This is a genomic window from Dickeya dadantii NCPPB 898, from assembly GCF_000406145.1.
Lineage (GTDB): Bacteria > Pseudomonadota > Gammaproteobacteria > Enterobacterales > Enterobacteriaceae > Dickeya > Dickeya dadantii.
Window position 1 is genome coordinate 3,967,472 of sequence record NZ_CM001976.1, and the last position, 17,473, is coordinate 3,984,944.

At 58.0% G+C, this 17,473-nt stretch carries 18 protein-coding genes; 14 read left to right on the forward strand and 4 right to left on the reverse strand.

All coding sequences use genetic code 11. The annotated features are described in order from the left end of the window. The 8 genes from DDA898_RS23750 to DDA898_RS17860 form a co-directional block, all read left to right on the forward strand. On the forward strand, positions 1-221 hold a 221-nt coding region (locus tag DDA898_RS23750), incomplete at its 5' end, for a hypothetical protein (RefSeq protein WP_236616682.1). A 468-nt stretch (positions 222-689) separates the two neighbouring features. Next, a complete protein-coding gene (locus DDA898_RS17830) occupies positions 690-2,102 on the forward strand; it encodes a 4-hydroxyphenylacetate 3-hydroxylase N-terminal domain-containing protein (RefSeq protein WP_038911927.1) in 1,413 nt (470 codons plus the stop codon). Further along, positions 2,095-2,451, forward strand: a complete 357-nt coding sequence (locus DDA898_RS17835) for an NUDIX hydrolase (RefSeq protein ID WP_038902051.1) — start codon at positions 2,095-2,097, stop codon at positions 2,449-2,451. The genes DDA898_RS17830 and DDA898_RS17835 overlap by 8 nt, the downstream gene beginning before the upstream one ends. Positions 2,452-2,455: 4 nt before the next feature. Further along, the gene (locus tag DDA898_RS17840) at positions 2,456-3,673 is read left to right on the forward strand and encodes a M24 family metallopeptidase (protein WP_038911928.1); all 1,218 of its coding nucleotides are present in this window, start codon (positions 2,456-2,458) and stop codon (positions 3,671-3,673) included. Next, positions 3,670-4,704, forward strand: a complete 1,035-nt coding sequence (locus DDA898_RS17845) for a PLP-dependent cysteine synthase family protein (RefSeq protein WP_050570287.1) — start codon at positions 3,670-3,672, stop codon at positions 4,702-4,704. Before DDA898_RS17840 ends, DDA898_RS17845 begins: the two co-directional genes overlap by 4 nt. Beyond that, a complete protein-coding gene (locus DDA898_RS17850) occupies positions 4,697-5,761 on the forward strand; it encodes a quinone-dependent dihydroorotate dehydrogenase (protein WP_038911929.1) in 1,065 nt (354 codons plus the stop codon). Before DDA898_RS17845 ends, DDA898_RS17850 begins: the two co-directional genes overlap by 8 nt. Further along, the gene (gene pyrE, locus DDA898_RS17855; RefSeq protein ID WP_038902054.1) at positions 5,754-6,395 is read left to right on the forward strand and encodes an orotate phosphoribosyltransferase; all 642 of its coding nucleotides are present in this window, start codon (positions 5,754-5,756) and stop codon (positions 6,393-6,395) included. Before DDA898_RS17850 ends, pyrE begins: the two co-directional genes overlap by 8 nt. A 369-nt stretch (positions 6,396-6,764) precedes the next feature. Then, positions 6,765-7,331: an LOG family protein gene (locus DDA898_RS17860; RefSeq protein ID WP_038911930.1), complete on the forward strand. Its 567-nt coding sequence runs from the start codon at positions 6,765-6,767 to the stop codon at positions 7,329-7,331. A gap of 46 nt (positions 7,332-7,377) precedes the next feature. Here DDA898_RS17860 and DDA898_RS17865 read toward each other — a convergent pair whose 3' ends face one another. From DDA898_RS17865 to dtnK, 4 genes are all read right to left on the reverse strand, one after another. Further along, positions 7,378-7,875: a VOC family protein gene (locus DDA898_RS17865; protein ID WP_038911931.1), complete on the reverse strand. Its 498-nt coding sequence runs from the start codon at positions 7,873-7,875 to the stop codon at positions 7,378-7,380. A gap of 210 nt (positions 7,876-8,085) precedes the next feature. Further along, positions 8,086-8,910 (reverse strand): DeoR/GlpR family DNA-binding transcription regulator, encoded by an 825-nt coding sequence (locus tag DDA898_RS17870; protein ID WP_033112081.1) that lies wholly within the window; start codon positions 8,908-8,910, stop codon positions 8,086-8,088. Positions 8,911-8,937: 27 nt separating this feature from the next. Then, positions 8,938-9,918, reverse strand: coding sequence for a D-threonate 4-phosphate dehydrogenase (locus DDA898_RS17875; RefSeq protein ID WP_038902057.1), 981 nt, complete (start codon positions 9,916-9,918; stop codon positions 8,938-8,940). Beyond that, the gene (gene dtnK / locus DDA898_RS17880; protein WP_038911932.1) at positions 9,911-11,197 is read right to left on the reverse strand and encodes a D-threonate kinase; all 1,287 of its coding nucleotides are present in this window, start codon (positions 11,195-11,197) and stop codon (positions 9,911-9,913) included. The genes DDA898_RS17875 and dtnK overlap by 8 nt, the downstream gene beginning before the upstream one ends. Positions 11,198-11,422: 225 nt before the next feature. Between dtnK and DDA898_RS17885 the strand changes: the two genes are divergently transcribed. The 6 genes from DDA898_RS17885 (at position 11,423) to DDA898_RS17910 (ending at position 17,457) form a co-directional block, all read left to right on the forward strand. Continuing rightward, positions 11,423-12,559 (forward strand): iron-containing alcohol dehydrogenase, encoded by a 1,137-nt coding sequence (locus tag DDA898_RS17885; RefSeq protein ID WP_038912640.1) that lies wholly within the window; start codon positions 11,423-11,425, stop codon positions 12,557-12,559. Between the two features lie 68 nt (positions 12,560-12,627). Further along, complete coding sequence (locus DDA898_RS17890; protein ID WP_038911933.1) at positions 12,628-13,512, forward strand: dihydrodipicolinate synthase family protein; 885 nt, start codon at positions 12,628-12,630, stop codon at positions 13,510-13,512. 37 nt (positions 13,513-13,549) lie between these two features. Then, positions 13,550-14,971, forward strand: a complete 1,422-nt coding sequence (locus DDA898_RS17895) for a sodium:solute symporter family protein (protein WP_038911934.1) — start codon at positions 13,550-13,552, stop codon at positions 14,969-14,971. A 6-nt stretch (positions 14,972-14,977) separates the two neighbouring features. Further along, positions 14,978-16,153: a sialidase family protein gene (locus tag DDA898_RS17900; protein WP_038911936.1), complete on the forward strand. Its 1,176-nt coding sequence runs from the start codon at positions 14,978-14,980 to the stop codon at positions 16,151-16,153. Positions 16,154-16,293: 140 nt separating this feature from the next. Next, on the forward strand, positions 16,294-16,767 hold the full coding sequence (locus DDA898_RS17905; RefSeq protein ID WP_038912641.1) for a NanQ anomerase/TabA/YiaL family protein: 474 nt from the start codon (positions 16,294-16,296) through the stop codon (positions 16,765-16,767). 6 nt (positions 16,768-16,773) lie between these two features. After that, positions 16,774-17,457, forward strand: a complete 684-nt coding sequence (locus DDA898_RS17910) for an SDR family NAD(P)-dependent oxidoreductase (protein WP_013319430.1) — start codon at positions 16,774-16,776, stop codon at positions 17,455-17,457. The last annotated feature ends 16 nt before the right edge of the window (positions 17,458-17,473 follow it).

Sequence of the window (17,473 nt, forward strand, 5' to 3'; positions counted from 1 at the left end):
GGCTCACCCGGCGAAGTCGCTCACCTCAGCACAGTTTTAACGCCGGGAAAACCCTTCATTTTGCACTTATAGGGTTTGTCAGCAGTCTGACACCGCCGACGGCGGTGTATAACTTTTTTCCCAAAAACAGTAATGTTCCAGCGGCTGTTATGTGCTTATTTCGCCCGGCGCTAACGCCGTTTCACACCATAAAAACACGTAAAATTATATCCATAAAATAAAAAACCAACCGCGATAAAAATATTAAATAAGCATTTAACATGAATTAATTAATCGATTAATTTATTCAAGCATTCAATTAATTTTAAAAAAGCAACCGTTTGCATTCCGAATAAAAAGGCGTAGTATGCCTTTCGTTACAATAAAGCAACATTGCATCAACCGTATATTTAACCGCGCGGAAACACGCCGCCACGCCGGATAATTCAGACATGGCGGATTATTAGCGCTTTATATATTACGTTTTATATACCCGTCATACTTCAAGTTGCAGGTGTGTTGGCTGCGTTTTTTCACCCGAATCACTTACCTGAGTAAGCTCATCGGGACTCGCTCTCTTGCCGCCTTACTGCAACTCGAATTATTTAGGGTATACATTCAAAGAAAGAGACAATTATTCATTGTTGAAAATGAGGGCCGCTATCGTCCCTACTCACGGTTTAACCGAAACGGAATTTAACAGAGGATTTATGTCTGATTATCTACAGAGGATGCAAAAACCCCGGAATATTTATGTCAATGGCGAACCGGTCCGCCATCTCTCCCGGCATCCCATGTTCTGCGGCGCTATTCGGTTCATCAATCGCTATTATGAATTACAGCAGCAGGATCCGGCCGTGCATCTGGTTAATCACGAGTACGCCGCCAGCCTGTTGATTCCCCGATCCATCGAAGACCTGAGACAGAAAGGCCGCTCCTACAAAGCGGTGGCGGACACCTCCTACGGCATGCTGGGCAGAACGCCGGACTTCATCAACAGCGCGATTGCGGCCATCGCCAGCCACGCGGAAGCGCTGGGCCGCGACCAGTATTGCGATTACGCAAATAACGCCCGCCGCTATTACGACTACTGCCGGGAGAATAACCTGTACGTCTCGCACGCGGCCATCAACCCGCAGGTGGACCGCAGCCGCGCGCTGTCCGAACTGCGCAGCCCGTCCGCCGGCGTCAGGGTGACCCATTACGACAGCAACGGCATCACCGTCAGCGGCGCCAAGATGATCGCCACGCTGACGCCGGTTTCCGACGAAGTGCTGATCTTCAACATGCCCGGCCTGACCGAGAACGACAAAGACTTCGCCATCGCGTTTACCCTTGACGTCACCGACCCTAATCTCCGGATGCTGTGCCGGAAAACGTTGACCTATCCCGAGCACACAACGCTCGACCACCCCATCGCCAATCTGTTTGATGAAATCGACTGTTTGCTGCTGCTGGATAACGTTCAGGTGCCCTGGGAACGGGTGCTGATTTTCCGCGACGTGGAGAAATCCAACGCGTTCTACGACAGCACCAAGGCCCGCAATCACACCGGCCATCAGGGCATCATCCGCGGGCAAGCCAAAGCAGAGCTGCTGACCGGCGTCGCCACCCGTATCGCGCAAACGCTGGGCCTGGACCGGTTCCTGCACGTGCAGGAGAAGCTGGGGCGCATGACCACCAGCCTTGAGCTGCTCAAAGGCGCAATCCAGCTTGCCGAAAACGCGGCGACCATCGACGACTACGGCGTCTGCAACCCCGACATCAGCGCCATTCAGGCGATCCGCTACCATTTTCCTTTATGGTACAAGGATATGCAGCAAACCATTCAGTCATTATGCGCGGGTTCGATGTTGTCGATCCCCGATGCCGTCACGCTGGGCGTTCTGCCGCCACAGCAGCAGGATGAATTGTTCGACCCGTACCGGACCGCGCTGCTGAATCTGGGATGGGACCTGACCGGCGACGGCTTCGGCCAGCGGCAAATGGTGTATGAAATCTACCATGCCGGCGACCCGCTGCGTATTGCCGCCAGACATCATCAGGAATATGACAAACGGGATCTGCTCGCGGCGCTCGATCAACTGCTGCATTCATCCTACCAGGAGAGACATCATGATTAGATGCGCCTGCCTGGTTCATTATCTGAATGATCAATTGCTGGTGGTAAAGCCCCGAAATAAGGATGTCTGGTATCTCCCTGGCGGAAAAATTAATGACGGGGAGAATATTCGCGCGGCATTAATTCGGGAATTGCAGGAAGAATTGAATATCCAGTTACGCGAAGAAGAGATGACTTATCTGCGCAGCGTTATCGGCCCGTCGCATGATTATTCCGACGATACGTTGCTGCATTGTTTTACCACGTCGGCGTCACTGGATATTCGGCCGGATAATGAAATTGAACAGGTGAAATATATTGCTTCCGGCGATGTCGAGGTGGCTCCACTGGTGACCGCATTTATCAGGTAACAACATGATTTATCATTCAAGTCGTCTAAAAAACATCATGCAAGAGCATGATGTTGAGATGGTTATCGCCGCCACGGCGCAGAACATCAAATATTTTTCCGGTTTTATGCCTGTAGTAAAAACGCTACGGCCTTATCAGGGCGAATGCTACGTCATGATTACCGCCGGCAACGTTAGACAAATTCACCTGGTGCATGCGATCGGCGAAATCGATCAGGTACTGGATAGCCCGAGCGACATCGGGTTGGTGCATACCTACGGCACGTTTTTCCGCGAACCGAACGATGAGGTCACGCTCACCGATGAGGAACGCCGTCTGCAATCTTATTCCGACCTGAACACCGCCTTCGCCGATGCGGAAACGGCATTGCTGCAGGCTGTCGCCGCGCTGATTTCCCCCGAAACGCGCCGCGTCGGCATCGACGAAGACGGCCTGCACGCTATGACGTTTCTCGCGCTGCAGCGCGCGTTCCCGGCGATCCGCTTTGTGCCGTTTTCCGCCCAGCTGCGCCGCACCCGGCAGGTCAAAACCCCGTTTGAAATCGAGCAGTTGTCTACCTCCGCCATCAACAACGAAAACGCCGTGCGCCACGTCTGCGAGCACCTGCACGCCGGCATGCAGGAGACCGAAATCGTCCGGCGATTCAATATGTCGCTGGCGGGCGACGGCAGCATTCCCACCCTCACCATGTTGAAAATCGGTCGGCATGCGGTCGGCGGGCAACGCCTGCCGCGCGCGGAGAACCGCCTGCGACGCGGCGACGTGCTCTGGTTCGACGCCGACGCCAGTTATCAGGGGTTCTGGTCCGATATCGCCCGTACCGTGATATTCGATCACGACAACCAGGAGTACCGGGAAAAGTACGGTGCGTTGAAGCAAGGCATGGACATCGCGCTGCAACAGATTGAACCCGGCATGACGGGGCAGGAGGTATTTCATCTGGTGATGGACAAGATCAATCGCTGCGACCTGTTTCACTACCGCCGCCATCATGTCGGGCACGGCATCGGGCTGGAGCCGTATGAGTTGCCGCTGCTGGGCCCCAATGACAAAACGCCGATTGAAGAAGGCATGGTCCTGTCTGTCGAAACGCCCTACTACCAGTTTGGCACCGGGGCGCTGCACCTTGAATCTCCGCTGCTGGTTACCCGCCAGAACAATATTTGCCTGACCCGCGAATGGGCGCCTGAATGGACTGTCATTAAAGGAATGTCACTATGAGCGAAAATCATACCCAGGTCGTCAACCGCACCCGGATCGTCAACCATACCCACGAATTGATCGGTCACACCCCGGTCTATCGGCTTCAGCACGATTTCGTACCGGCGGGAAAATCCTGCTATATCAAACTGGAACAGTTCAACCCTAATCTGAGCATCAAGGACCGCACCGCCTGGGGACTGATCAGTCAGGCGTTGGCGGACGGGCGGCTGAAACGGGACGGCGTCATCGTCGAATCCACCTCGGGCAATCTGGGCAAGTCGCTGGCGATGCTCGGCGCTTCGCTGGGCATCAAGGTTATGGTGGTCGTCGATCCGAAAATTTCGCAAACCACGCTTAACTGGTTCAAAGCCTACGGCGCCGAGGTGATTTGCGTGACCGAGCCGGACGCCAGCGGCGGTTACCAATCGCGGCGGATCGACAAAGTCAAAGAGCTACTGAGCCGGATTCCGAACGCCTATTGGCCGAATCAGTACGACAACCCTGACAACCCCGCCTATCACGAAGCCCATACCACCTGCGAATTTGACGATCTGGCGTTCGACATGCTGGTGGGCTGCGTCAGCACCGGCGGCCATCTTTCCGGCATCGCCAAAGGCATCAAGGCGCGCGATCCGGGCAAAAAAGTGCTGGCCTGCGATGTCGTCGGCTCCGCCGTGCTGGGCGGCCAGTTTCGGCCTTATCTGCTCAACGGCATCGGTCTGGCCTGGCGTTCGGACAATACGGCGCTGGAGCAATTCGACGAAACCATGAAAGTGCCGGACCAACTGGCGATTTCGATGTGTCACGACATGGCCGCCAGCCGCGGGCTGCTGCTGGGCGGGTCGGCGGGCCTGGTGCTGTTCGCCGGTCTGGTTGCGCTGCAACGCCGCGATATCAACAGCGTGGTCGTGGTCGCGCCGGACACCGGCGTCAACTATCTGGATAGCCTGTACGATCGCGACTGGCTACAGCGTAAAGGCGTCACGCTGCTCGACCGACAGGCGCTGCAGCATCACATCACCCATTTCAACCCGTACGATTATGACTGAGCACATTCACCGCTGGATTACCCGCGTACTGCGCCGCCTGCCGCCGGAATTCGCCCACCGTTGCGCCATCAACGGGCTGCGCTATGCGCCGCACTTTCGCGCCGGAACGCTGTCGGCCGAACTGACGGCCGGCATGTCGCAACAGTTGCTGGGTATGCATTTTTCGCACCCGATTGGGCTGGCGGCCGGTTTTGACAAAGACGCGGAAGCCGTCGATTCGCTGGCGGCGCTGGGTTTTTCCTTCGTCGAAGCGGGCGCGGTAACGCCCCTGCCGCAGCCGGGCAACCCCAAACCGAGGCTGTTTCGGTTTCCCCAGCAGCAAAGCCTGATCAACCAGTATGGCTTCAACTCCCGGGGGCTGGATTACGTCGCCGCAAAGCTGGCTCGGGTGCGACGCGACACGCCGGTGGGGATCAATATCGGCAAAAACAAGCACAGCGACGATCCGCGGCAGGACTATGCGGCCTGCGCATCGCGGCTGATGGAACAGGTGGATTTCATTACCCTTAACTTCTCGTCGCCCAATACGCCGGGCCTGCGCAATCTGGTCGACGAAAAGCACCTGCGCCCGGTGCTGGCGGCGGTCCAGTCCATCCGGCAGGCGTCGCCAGCGCCGGCCAGAATCTGGTTCAAGCTCTCGCCCGACATGGAACACAACGCCGTTCATGACCTGATTGAATTGCTCATCGAACAGCAGGTGGATGGAATTATCGTCAGCAACACCACCACGCAAAGGGAGAGCATCGACCACCCACACGCCCGCGCACTTGCCGGCGGTTTGTCCGGTCTGGCGCTGAAAAACCTGTCGGAACAGATGCTGGAACGCGTCTACCCGCTCGCCAAAAACAGACTGGCGATTATCGCCTCCGGCGGCCTGTTCACTGGACAGGATATTTACGACCGTATTATTCGCGGCGCCGATCTGGTGCAAATATTAACGTCGTTCGTCTATCACGGCCCCGGCATTATTTACACCATGCTGTGGCAACTGCGGGAAATCATGGACCAGCAAGGTATTCGTCATTTATCTTCAATAAAAGGAAGTTATTATGAGTGATTTATCAACACGCGTGGCCACGTTTATTGTCGATGCCGAGATTATTATTTTTGGTGACTTCACGCTAAAATCCAAACGACAGAGCCCTTACTTTTTCAATTTCAGCCGTTTCTCTTCGGCAGAAAAACTCACTACGCTGGCGAATTTCTACGCTGAATATATTTTGCGGGAGAATATTTCCGCGAATATTATTTACGGCCCGGCCTATAAAGGCATTCCATTGGCGATCGCCACCGCGCTGGCGTTATCCGAGCGTAAACCGGGCATCAGCTACGTCTTCAATCGCAAGGAAATGAAACAATACGGCGACGGCGGTATGACCATCGGCGCCGACATCGCCGGCCAGCCGCTGATCGTACTGGACGACGTCATGACTTCCGGCAAGACCGTGGCGGAAACACGCGAGCAGGTGCAGGGGCAACGGGGCATCATTACCGACTATATCGTGGCTATCGATCGGCAGGAAACGGACGACAGCGGGCGCTATGCGCTGGAAAGCGTACGGCAGGAAAACACCTTCCGCGTGTCCGCGCTGACCACCATCGCGGATATCCTGCAGGTGATGCGTCAACGCCCCCAGCTCGCCGGGCAGGTTCGCCGGATGGAAACCTACCTGTCGCGCTACAATCAGTAACACCGAGCTATTCAGTAACACCGGGCTATTCAGTAACACCGTGCTGATACCGATAACACGTGACCGCTGCCGGCGGTCATTTCCCCACATAATCTGACGCCAGCCGATCCGAGCGAGATTTAACGAAACCCGTTAGGGTTTATTTTAAAATCAGTGGATTATTATTTCGCTTATCATTTATTACGCCTACCTGTATTACGCCTGTCTGATAGTCCGACAATTTTATTATTACCGGTTATTTCCCGTCGAATAACATCGCTTGATCCCCCCAGATACTTCCAGTACCCTCATTGCTTTCCGGTATATTTGCCGCAGCGCCAGACGTTAGGTTTATTTCATTGCTGGCACCGACTGACTAAAAGGAAATATATGTTAAATTTCTGCGTATTCTGTGGTTCCGCTCTTGGCAATAACACTATTTATCAGCAGGAAACCGAAAAACTTATTCGCTATCTGGTCGAGAAAGAGGCGGGTATTGTTTACGGCGGCGGGAAAGTGGGCCTGATGGGGCTGGTGGCGGATACCGCGTTGCAGCATGGCGGTTCCGTCACCGGCGTGATGCCCGTACAGCTGGTGGAAAAAGAGATTGCCCACCCGAAACTGACGGAGCTGGTCGTCACCGCGGACATGCATGAACGAAAAGCGAAAATGGCCGAGCTGTCGGATGTCTTCATCGCGCTGCCCGGCGGCGCCGGTACGCTCGAAGAGATCATCGAACAGTGGACCTGGGCGCAGTTGGGTATTCATCACAAGCCCTGCATTCTGTTCAACGTGAACGGCTACTACGACGAATACATCACCTTCGTGAACAAGGTAGTCAACGAAGGCTTCATGAAAAAAGAGTACCTCGACATGCTGATCGTGTCGGATAGCCCCGAAACGGTGCTGGACAAGGCATTGTCCTACCAGCCGCCCAAAGCCAAGTGGGATAAATAACCGGCGTCATACGCTGAGGCGGTTGCCGCCCCAGCGCCATGCTTCATCAACCGAAACGCGCCAGTTCCCGGTCGAAATCCAGCGGTTGAATGCCCTGACGGTCGCGGTCCGCGTCCGTCAGTTGGTCGGCGGGAATAAACCAGGTTACCTCAAACAGCAGGCCGTCCGGGTCGTGGCCGTACACGCTCTTGTGTACGCCGTGGTCTTCCTCCAGCCCCAGCCGCCCGTCTTGCGCCAGCCGATCACGAATCCGTTTTAGTTCCTGCAACGTATCCACCTCCCACGCCAGATGGTACAGCCCCGCCGGCGGTTCATGTTCGCCGGGCTGTTCGCCACGGGCGCGAAACACGCCGGCCCGCTGCTGACCGAGATTCTTGGCGAACAGCGCCAGATCGTGATCGTTATCCGATTCCGCCGCCTGGGTAAACACGGCCTGACTGCCGCCCGGTTTGGGGCGAAACCCTAAAGTATCACGGTAGAATGTGGTGCTTTTCTCCACGTCGGACACATACAGCACCGCGTGATTCAGTCGGGTAATCCCCATAGTCATCTCCTGGTGGCCTAATGGCGTAAGCTGCCATCCTGACACACAACGACCGCCGGACATATGCCGATTTCCGGCAACCAAAGTCGCCGCACGCATGAACCGGTGGCCATCGAAACAGGAAAGAGAACGAAGGGAAAAAGCGCGTGAAAGAAAACGTGAAAGAAAAATAGCGTGAAGGAAAAAATAGCGTGAAGGGAAAGCCGCCGATCAGCGGCCTGCACTCACCAGTTGCAGATTGAACGGCTGCGCCCGCAGTTGACGCTCCACCTCCGGCGGCAAACTGCTGTCGGTGATGATATCGGTCAGTTCAGACAACGGCGACACGCAGAACAGCGAGTAAGCGCCGTATTTGCTGCTGTCTGCCAGCAGCACCCGGCGGCTGGCGTTCATGCCCAGATCCTGCTTGATGCCGGCTTTTTCCTCGGTGGGCGTAGTAATGCCTTTCTCCAGGCTCCAGGAGTTACAGCTGATGAAGGCGATGTCCGGGTAGACGCTGCGCAGCAGACGACGACCGTGTTCGCCGATGCAGGACTGGCTGCTGTCGTCGATGCGCCCGCCGATGATCGTCACCTCGATCTGCTTGAACTCGGAGAGAAACAGCGCGATCTGCAAGTCGGCGGTGATCACCCGCAGCGGCAGGTGGGTCAGGTTGCGCGCCAGTTCCATCATGGTGGTGCCGGCGTCGAGCACCACCGCGTTGCCGGGCTGCACCAGCGACGCCGCATACCGCGCAATAGCCTGTTTTTCCGACAGATTACGCTGCAGCTTTTCATTGGTCGTCGGCTGGGAAGGGATAAAGCGGTTGAGCGTCACCCCGCCGTGACTACGGCTGATGACGCCCTGCTCGTCCAGTTTGATCAAATCGCGGCGAATCGTCGCCGGGGACGCATCAATGACCGTCACAAGTTCATCCACCGTCACCAGATTATGGCTTTTCAGATAATCCAGAATCTGATCGAGACGGCTTTGTCCTTTCACTCGTTCTCCATTTACACGCAACGTATCAGTCAATGTGTGTGCCCCACGACGTATTCAACGGTTCTATACTCGGCGATTCTATCAGGCCAGTTGCATCGCTAATTTGATAGAGATCGCCATGCTCTCAGACTTCGCTTTACCTGTCCAGGCGATATCAAACGCGGTGCCGTGGTCCGCGGAGGTGCGGATAAACGGCAGCCCGGCGGTGATATTCACGCCGTCATAAAAGCCCAGCAGCTTGAGCGGGATGTGCCCCTGATCGTGGTACATCGCCACCACCATGTCGTATTGCCCCTCGTACGCCTGCAGGTAGACGGTATCCGGCGGGCACGGGCCGTAGGCGTCGATGCCTTTGGCTTTCATCGCCTCGATGGACGGGCCGACGATGGTGATCTCTTCGTCGCCGAACAGGCCGTTCTCGCCCGCGTGCGGGTTCACCCCGGCCACGGCGATGCGCGGCGCCTGATAACCCACGCGTTTCAGGAAGGTATCCGCCATCGCAATCACGGTTTCCACTCGCTCACGGTTAAGCGTATCCAGGAACTTGCGCAGCGCAATATGGGTGGTGACGTGGATCACCTTCAGTTTGTCGGTATACAGCACCATCGCATAGTCGCGGCTGTTGGTCAGCTTCGCCAGCAGTTCGGTGTGCCCCGGGTAGAGATGTCCGGCGGAGTGCAGCGCTTCCTTATTGAGCGGCGCGGTGGCGATTGCATGTACCTCGCCCGCCATCGCCAGTTCGGTGGCGCGCTTCACGCAGCGATACGCCAGATCGCCGGCCTGCGCCTGCACTACCCCTTTTTTCAGGCCCTGCGGATCGGCCAGCGGTTCGTCGATCACGTTGATAACGCCGGGAGCGAAACGCGCGTCGGCAGGACGCGCAATCTCATTGAGTTCTACCTGCGGTACAACGCCTAACGCCAGAATGCGGCGCAGCGTCTGCACGCAGCCCACCACCACCGCCGGCGCGCCGGACAGTTCACCTTCGGCCAACGATTTGATGATGATTTCCGGGCCGATACCCGCCGGGTCGCCCATGGTTACCGCAATAATTTTACTCACACACGCTCTCCTCAATAAAACGCAATACATTCAGCAGGGTAGCTTCATCGCCAAACCCGCCCGCTTTCGTCATCACGGGAATATCGCCTACCAGACTGTCCAGCAGACGTCCCCAGGGTACGCAGGAAGCAATCTGCCCATTGATGCGGAACCCACTGGCCTGCAATGCGGTTGCCGCGGCAATGGCGATATCCCCGCCGGATAAATAGAGCCCGCCCGGCCGCTGACGCTGCACAATGTGCCGCGTTAGCTCGCCCAGCCGGCGACTGATCGTGTCTCCCAGTTGCTGACGACTCATGCCGTAGCGCTGGCACAGACGGTCCACCTCAAATCGCTGGTTATCGTCGTGGCAGGTACGAATCACGCAGTGACGGCCCGCCGCCAGCGTATCCGCCGCCTGCCGACACGTTTGCGCCAGCGTATCGTCGCCGGTCGCCAGCAGCCCGGCGATATCCAGGTCAATCAGCGTGACGTCCGGACGCTGGCTGACCGCCTTGATCTGCAATTGAGCGATTTCACTCATCGAACCAATCACCGCCAGCAACGCGCGGCAGTGCGTCGGATACGCCAGATGCTGCGCCAGCGCCTCGCTCAGCCCGGCGGAACCGACCAGCAACGGTTTTTCCGCCAGTTGAGCCGCCGCCGCAATAATCCGGTCGAGGTCCTGCTGATGTTCAGCGTCCAGCACCACCAGCCGTATCCCGCTGTGCTGCAACTGTTGCAGCCGCGCCGCCAGATCGCCGTCGCGAACCTCGTTCAGGGACAGCACCGCCTGCGCCAGGCCGGTCTGTTCCGCCAGCCGCTCGCCGATTGACGCCGAAAGCACCGGCGTTTTCGGGTCGCTGGCGAACTCGGTGTCGGTCAGCAATTTACCGTGCACCCAGACCTGCCCGTCGCGGGTGATGCGGCCTAACGCCGGCGCCGCGGGCGCTATCAGCGCCAGCGACAAGTCGGCGGCGTTTAGCGCGGCTTCGATTTCCGCGCCCGGATTGCCGCGCAGCGTAGAGTCCACCTTTTTGACAATCCAGCCGTGCGCGCCGCTCTTGCGCCACATTCCCACCGCCTGCGCGGTACGTTCCGCCGCCAGCGAGGCCGCGACCGCGCGGCTGTCGGTGTTGACCACCAGCGCGTCGTCCGGCTGCCCGGCACGGATCGCCGCGGCGTCAAACATCACATTCACCCGCGCACCCTGCAGCGCCAGTCCGACGCCCGCATCGTTGGCACCGGTGAAGTCATCCGCCACCACCAATATCCGGGTAAGTTCACGCCCGTCCGGCATAGCCGCTCTCCGTCAGTTCGATGTCAGTTCGATTACCTGAAATTGATTATATTGAATCACGTTTGATTATATGTGAGCAACGTCAAATTATTCAAAACCAATTTAACCTATAAATTATCCACACAATGCGAGCAAAACGATTTTTTTCTGTCACATAAAAGAAATGTGATTGAAAAAAATCAGACTTATCCAGCTGAAGTCACAGCGAAAAGACAAGGTACCAGTATGAATATCAACAGCACCCTCATCAGCGGTTATCAGGCACTCCAGGATTTGGGCTACCTCCTGCGCGGCAGGCAGCACGTACTGCTGGTGACGGACAAGAATATCGTGGGGCTGGCCGGGGTACAGGCCCTGATCGCGCAACTGAAAGCGGGCGTACCGCAACTTTCCCTGATTGATAATGTGCCGGCCGAACCCAGCCAGCATGATGTGGCGGCCGTACTGCAACAGCTGCCGGCCACGCAGCCGGACCTGGTGGTCGGCGTGGGCGGCGGCAGCGTGCTGGACGTGGCGAAACTGCTGTCGCTGCTGTGCGCCGGTGAAGAGGGCATCACGCTCGACAGCCTGCTGGAAGGCCGCAAGCCGACGCGCCGCACCACCTCCCTGTTGATCCCGACCACCGCCGGCACCGGCTCTGAAGCCACGCCGAACGCCATTCTGGCGATCCCGGAGAAAGAAACCAAAGTCGGCATCATCACCCCGGTGATGCTGCCGGATTACGTGGCGCTGGTGCCGGAACTGACCACCAGCATGCCGGCGCATATCGCCGCGTCGACCGGCATTGATGCGCTGTGCCACCTGATCGAATGCTTCACCGCCACCATCGCCAACCCGGTAGCCGACAACTACGCGCTGATCGGTATGAAGAAACTGTTCGCCAACATCGAAACCGCGGTGAACGAGCCGGACAATCTGGAAGCTCGCCTGAATATGCTGTGGGCCTCCTACTATGGCGGCGCTTCCATCGCGCACTCCGGCACCCATCTGGTGCACGCCATGTCTTACCCGCTAGGCGGCAAGTACCACATCCCGCACGGGGTGGCGAACGCCATTCTGCTGGCGCCCTGCATGCGCTTCGTTCAGCACGCGGCGGCGGAAAAATTCGCACAGGCCTACGACCTGCTGCCGGATGCCGACCTGTCGCTGAGCACCGAACAAAAAGCCCAGGCGCTGGTGGATTACTTCACTGTACTGGTGAAACGGCTGAATCTGCCGTCTTCGCTGCAACAACTGGGGATCAGCCCGGACCACCTGCCGTATCTGGTGGAATCCGCACTGCAAGTGCAGCGGCTGATGAAAAATGTCCCGACCGCCGTTACGGCGGAAGACGTTCACGCCATTTATTCAACGTTGTTTTAAGCGCCCGTTTTAGTCGCGCATTTTAGCAACGTCGCTCTGGATGATGAAAATACCGAGGAACAATAACGATGACTAGACCGATTACGGGCGTACTGACGGCGATCGTCACGCCTTTTGACCATCAGGGGGAATTCAGCCCCGCCGCCATGCGCCAGCAGGTTCAACGCCAGATGCGCTACGGCAACGGCATTTTCTGTAACGGCACCAACGGCGAGTTCTTTGTACTGCACACCGATGAAAAGGTGGCCGTCACCGAAACCTGCGTTGATGAAGTCGCCGGCAAGGTGCCGGTAGTGGCGCACATCGGGGAAATCTCCACCCGCGAAACCATCAAGCTCGGCAAACGCATCGCCGCGCTGGGGGTGGATGCGGTGTCGGTGATCACCCCTTACTTCGTGCCGCTCAAACAAAGCGAACTGATCGCCCACTACCGTGAAGTGGCGGACGCGCTGCCGGTACCGATATTTCTGTACAACATTCCGGCCCGCACCGGCAACACCCTGCAACCGGAAACGGTGCGGGTGCTGGCGGAGCATCCCAACATCATCGGTATCAAGGACAGCGCCGGCAGCTACGAAAGCCTGAGCGGCTTCCTGCAGGCAGTGAAAGATATGCCGAACTGCGACGTGCTCAACGGGCCGGACTCGCTGATTCATCAGGGCTTTGTCGACGGCTGTTCCGCCTGTATTTCCGGCCTCGCCAACGTGGCGCCGGAAGCCATCAGCCAGATCTGGCACCGCTTCCACGCTGGCGACATCGAAGGTTCCCGCCAGGCGCAGGAGCAGGTGAGCGAACTGCGTAAGACGCTGTACGCCGTGGCGTTCTCGCCGGCCGTAGTAAAAAAAGCGCTGACGTTGATGGGGCAGGATGTGGGCGTCAGCCGCTACCCGATTCAGTTCTCACCACAAGACGAAGACACGATTCGCGCCATTATCAAACCGTTCTCGCACTGAATGAGAACTTACCCTTACTCCTACAGGATCGAAAACCATGAACCATTTTGATCTGACAGACACACTTATCATCGTCGGGATAATTGTCGTCTACATCGCCCTTACATCCTTGCTGACCCTGCGGTTGCGCAGTAACTCCAACTCGGAGTTTATGGAAGGCTCACGCGCGCTGCCGGCGTTTATCGTCGGCGTGCTGCTGATGACCGAATTTATCGGCGCCAAATCCACGGTCGGTACTTCACAGGCAGCCTTTGAAAGCGGCATCGCCGCTTCCTGGTCGGTGATCGGCGCCGCCATCGGCTTCCTGCTGTTCGGGATGATTCTGGTGAAAAAGATCTACAACACCGGGAAAATCACTATTTCTGGCGCTATCGCCGAACGTTACGGCAATACCACCAAGAACATCATCTCCATCATCATGATCTACGCGCTGTTGCTGGTAAACGTGGGTAACTACGTCAGCGGCGCCGCCGCCATCTCCACCGTACTGAAAGTGAGCCTGCCGGTCGCGGCGCTGATTACCGCCATCGTCAGTACCTTCTACTTCTACTTCGGCGGCATCAAAGGCGTGGCGTACGTGACGCTGATCCACAGCGGCATGAAATACATCGGGGTGATGGTCATTCTGTTCGTGGCGTTGAAAATGACTGGCGGCATCACGCCGATGGTCGAGAAGATGCCGGAATTCTACTGGACCTGGGACGGCAACATCGGCGCCAGCACCATCGGTGCGTGGCTTATCGGCACCATCGGCTCCATTTTCTGCACCCAGTTCGTGATTCAGGCTATCGCTTCCACCAAGGATGAGAAATCCGCTAAACGCGCCACCTGGATTGCGTTCCTGTTCTGTATGCCGATCGCGCTGGCGATTGCGATTATCGGCGTTGCCGCCAAGTTCGTGCACCCGGAAATCAAAAGCCTGTACGCCCTGCCGATCTTCCTGCAGGACATGAACCCCTGGCTGGCTGGCGTGGTGACCACTTCGCTGGTAGCGTCCATCTTCATCAGCGTGAGTACCGTTGCGCTGGCGATCGCCTCGCTGATCGTAAAAGATTTCTACGTGCCTTACTGCAAACCGACGCCGGAAAAAGAGTTCAAGATGACCCGCGTGTTCTCGCTGATCATCGGTTTCCTGCCGCTGGTGTTCGTGCTGCTGGTGCCGGAAGTGCTGAAACTGTCGTTCTTCACCCGCGCTATTCGCCTGTCGATTTCCGTGGTGGCGATGGTCGCCTTCTACCTGCCGTTCTTCAGTAGTTCCCGTGGCGTCAACACCGGTCTGATCCTGTCCTGCGTGGTCACGTCCATCTGGTACATAATGGGTAACCCGTTCGGCATCGACAATATGTACATTGCGCTGTTGACCCCGGCAGTGGTGATGGCTATCGACCGTCTGATCCCCAACAAGGCGGCCAAGACCAAACAGCAAACCGAACCCTCCGCACCTCATTCTGGAGCATAAATAGTCATGACGACCGAAACCATTACCATCGAACGCAGCGGCCTGGTTCACCCGGCAGACAACGACAGTCAGCGCATCGACGCTTACATCCCGTCGGAGCGCCCGCAGAATCACGCCGCCAACCTGCTGCATCTGCCGAACGGCGATGTGCTGTGCGTCTGGTTCGGCGGCACCCAGGAAGGGGTGTCGGACATATCGATTTATCTGTCGCGGCTGGTGAAAGGGAGCGGGCAATGGACGCCCGCCGTCAAGCTCTCCGACGACCCGACCCGTTCCGAGCAGAACCCGGTGCTGTTCCTGGCGCCGGACGGCGTGCTGTGGTTGCTGTACACCGCGCAGAAATCCGGCAATCAGGACACCGCCATCGTGCGTTACCGTCAGTCGCTGGATCAGGGCTATACCTGGGGCGACATCGGCACGCTGCTGGAGCAGCCCGGCACCTTCATCCGCCAGCCGATTACCGTGCTGCCCAACGGCGACTGGCTGCTGCCGGTGTTCTACTGCCGCACCCAGCCGGGTGAAAAATGGGTCGGCAACGACGACATCAGCGCGGTGAAAATCTCCAGCGATCAGGGTAAAACCTGGCGTGAATCGGTGGTGCCGAACAGCACCGGCTGCGTACACATGAACATTACGCCGCTCAAAGAAGGTTCTCTGCTGGCGCTGTTCCGCAGCCGCTGGGCCGATTGTATCTACCGCAGTCACTCCACCGACGGCGGCGAAACCTGGTCCGAACCGGTGCCGACCGTGCTGCCCAACAACAACTCGTCTATTCAGGTGACCACGCTGGACAACGGCCATCTGGCGCTGGTGTTCAACGCCATGAGCGCCGAAGGGGCCACCGAGCGCCGTCTGTCGCTGTATGACGAAATCGAGGACGAAGAAGAAACCGACGCCAAAATGCCGGAAGTCTCGTCCGGACGCAGCGCCTTCTGGGGCGCGCCGCGTGCGCCGATGACGCTGGCGATTTCCGAAGACGGCGGGAAAACCTGGCCGTGGCAGCGCAATCTGGAAGTGGGCGACGGTTACTGCATGACCAACAACTCGACCGAGAAACTTAACCGCGAGTTTTCCTACCCCAGCATCAAGCAGGGGCCGGACGGCAAGCTGCACATCGCCTTTACCTACTTCCGGCAGGCCATCAAGTACGTCTGCGTCAGCGAAGAGTGGGTCAAGGGTTAAGACCTCGCTCGCCCTCCCCCGCTCAGGGGGAGGGACCACACAAATTCCCCACTTGCCGACGCACGGCGCCGCCCGGTGGGCTGCCACATCCATTGCCTTCAGGGAGGCTATCGTCGCCTCCTTCAGTTAAGGAGTCATCCATGATCGCAGGCAATCTGAATTATCTGCCGCTGGCGACGTTACCCGAGCCGCTGTGGCGCATTCTGTCCGGTTTCACGCTCGACCAGTTGAACGCCCTGCCGGAAGGCAAGTACCAGCCGGACAACGTCGACTGGTTCTACTCCATCGGTACCGTCTCCACCGCCCCGAAAGCCGAACGTCATACCGAATTCCACCGCCGTTTTCTTGATATTCAGCTGATCCTCGTCGGTGAAGAGATCATCGGTTACGACCTGAATGACGCTGGCGATCGCCCTGCTACCGAGCGCAAACCGGACCTGTTCATTCTGGAACAACCGCAGGTGCCGCACGCCATCCGGCTGGCCGCCGGGGATTTCGTCACCTTCTATCCGGGCGAGCCGCATCAGGCGCTGTGCGCGATCAACGACCAGCCGGCCCCGGTGAAAAAAGCGGTGTTCAAAGTGCCGGTCGAACTACTGAACGCACAGAGGTAACGCCGAATGTCAGGACAAAAACAGGTGGTAATCACCGGCAGCAGCTCCGGCATCGGCGCCGCCATTACCGCCACCCTGCTGGCGGCGGGCTGGAAGGTTATCGGGCTATCGCGTCAGCCGGGCGCGCACCAGCACCCGAATTTCACGCATCACCCGCTGGACATCACCGATACGCCGGCGCTTATCGCGCTGCTGGACAGCCTGCCCGCCGTCGATGCGGTGATTCACGCCGCCGGGGTGATGAAAGCCGCAACGCTGGGTTCGCTGTCGTACGCCGACAGCGAACAGCTGTGGAAACTGCATATTCAGGTGGCCGAAGTGCTGGCCGACCGACTGGTGGACAAACTGCCGCAGGGCGGCCGCATCGTGCTGCTGGGCAGCCGGACCTCCAGCGGCGCCGCCGGACGTAGCCAGTACGTCGCCACCAAGTCGGCGATGATTGGCATGGTGAGAAGCTGGGCGGCGGAGCTGGCGCCACGCGGCATCACCGTCAATATCGTCGCGCCGGGCGCCACCGAAACGCCGATGCTGAATCAGCCGGGACGGCAAAGCTCGCCGCCGAAACTGCCGCCGATCGGCCGGTTTATCCAGCCGCAGGAGGTGGCGGATCTGGTGGCGTATCTGCTGTCGCCCTCAGCGGCGGCCATCACCGGGCAACAACTGGTGATCTGCGGCGGCGCCTCGTTATAACGCCATCATCCTGCAC

Bases quoted from the DNA above. Each gene is read 5' to 3' on its own strand.
- DDA898_RS17830 (WP_038911927.1), top strand. From the start codon at position 690: ATGTCTGATTATCTACAGAGGATGCAAAAACCCCGGAATATTTATGTC.
- DDA898_RS17835 (WP_038902051.1), top strand. From the start codon at position 2,095: ATGATTAGATGCGCCTGCCTGGTTCATTATCTGAATGATCAATTGCTG.
- DDA898_RS17840 (WP_038911928.1), top strand. From the start codon at position 2,456: ATGATTTATCATTCAAGTCGTCTAAAAAACATCATGCAAGAGCATGAT.
- DDA898_RS17845 (WP_050570287.1), top strand. From the start codon at position 3,670: ATGAGCGAAAATCATACCCAGGTCGTCAACCGCACCCGGATCGTCAAC.
- DDA898_RS17850 (WP_038911929.1), top strand. From the start codon at position 4,697: ATGACTGAGCACATTCACCGCTGGATTACCCGCGTACTGCGCCGCCTG.
- pyrE (WP_038902054.1), top strand. From the start codon at position 5,754: ATGAGTGATTTATCAACACGCGTGGCCACGTTTATTGTCGATGCCGAG.
- DDA898_RS17860 (WP_038911930.1), top strand. From the start codon at position 6,765: ATGTTAAATTTCTGCGTATTCTGTGGTTCCGCTCTTGGCAATAACACT.
- DDA898_RS17865 (WP_038911931.1), bottom strand. From the start codon at position 7,875: ATGGGGATTACCCGACTGAATCACGCGGTGCTGTATGTGTCCGACGTG.
- dtnK (WP_038911932.1), bottom strand. From the start codon at position 11,197: ATGCCGGACGGGCGTGAACTTACCCGGATATTGGTGGTGGCGGATGAC.
- DDA898_RS17885 (WP_038912640.1), top strand. From the start codon at position 11,423: ATGAATATCAACAGCACCCTCATCAGCGGTTATCAGGCACTCCAGGAT.
- DDA898_RS17890 (WP_038911933.1), top strand. From the start codon at position 12,628: ATGACTAGACCGATTACGGGCGTACTGACGGCGATCGTCACGCCTTTT.
- DDA898_RS17895 (WP_038911934.1), top strand. From the start codon at position 13,550: ATGAACCATTTTGATCTGACAGACACACTTATCATCGTCGGGATAATT.
- DDA898_RS17900 (WP_038911936.1), top strand. From the start codon at position 14,978: ATGACGACCGAAACCATTACCATCGAACGCAGCGGCCTGGTTCACCCG.
- DDA898_RS17905 (WP_038912641.1), top strand. From the start codon at position 16,294: ATGATCGCAGGCAATCTGAATTATCTGCCGCTGGCGACGTTACCCGAG.
- DDA898_RS17910 (WP_013319430.1), top strand. From the start codon at position 16,774: ATGTCAGGACAAAAACAGGTGGTAATCACCGGCAGCAGCTCCGGCATC.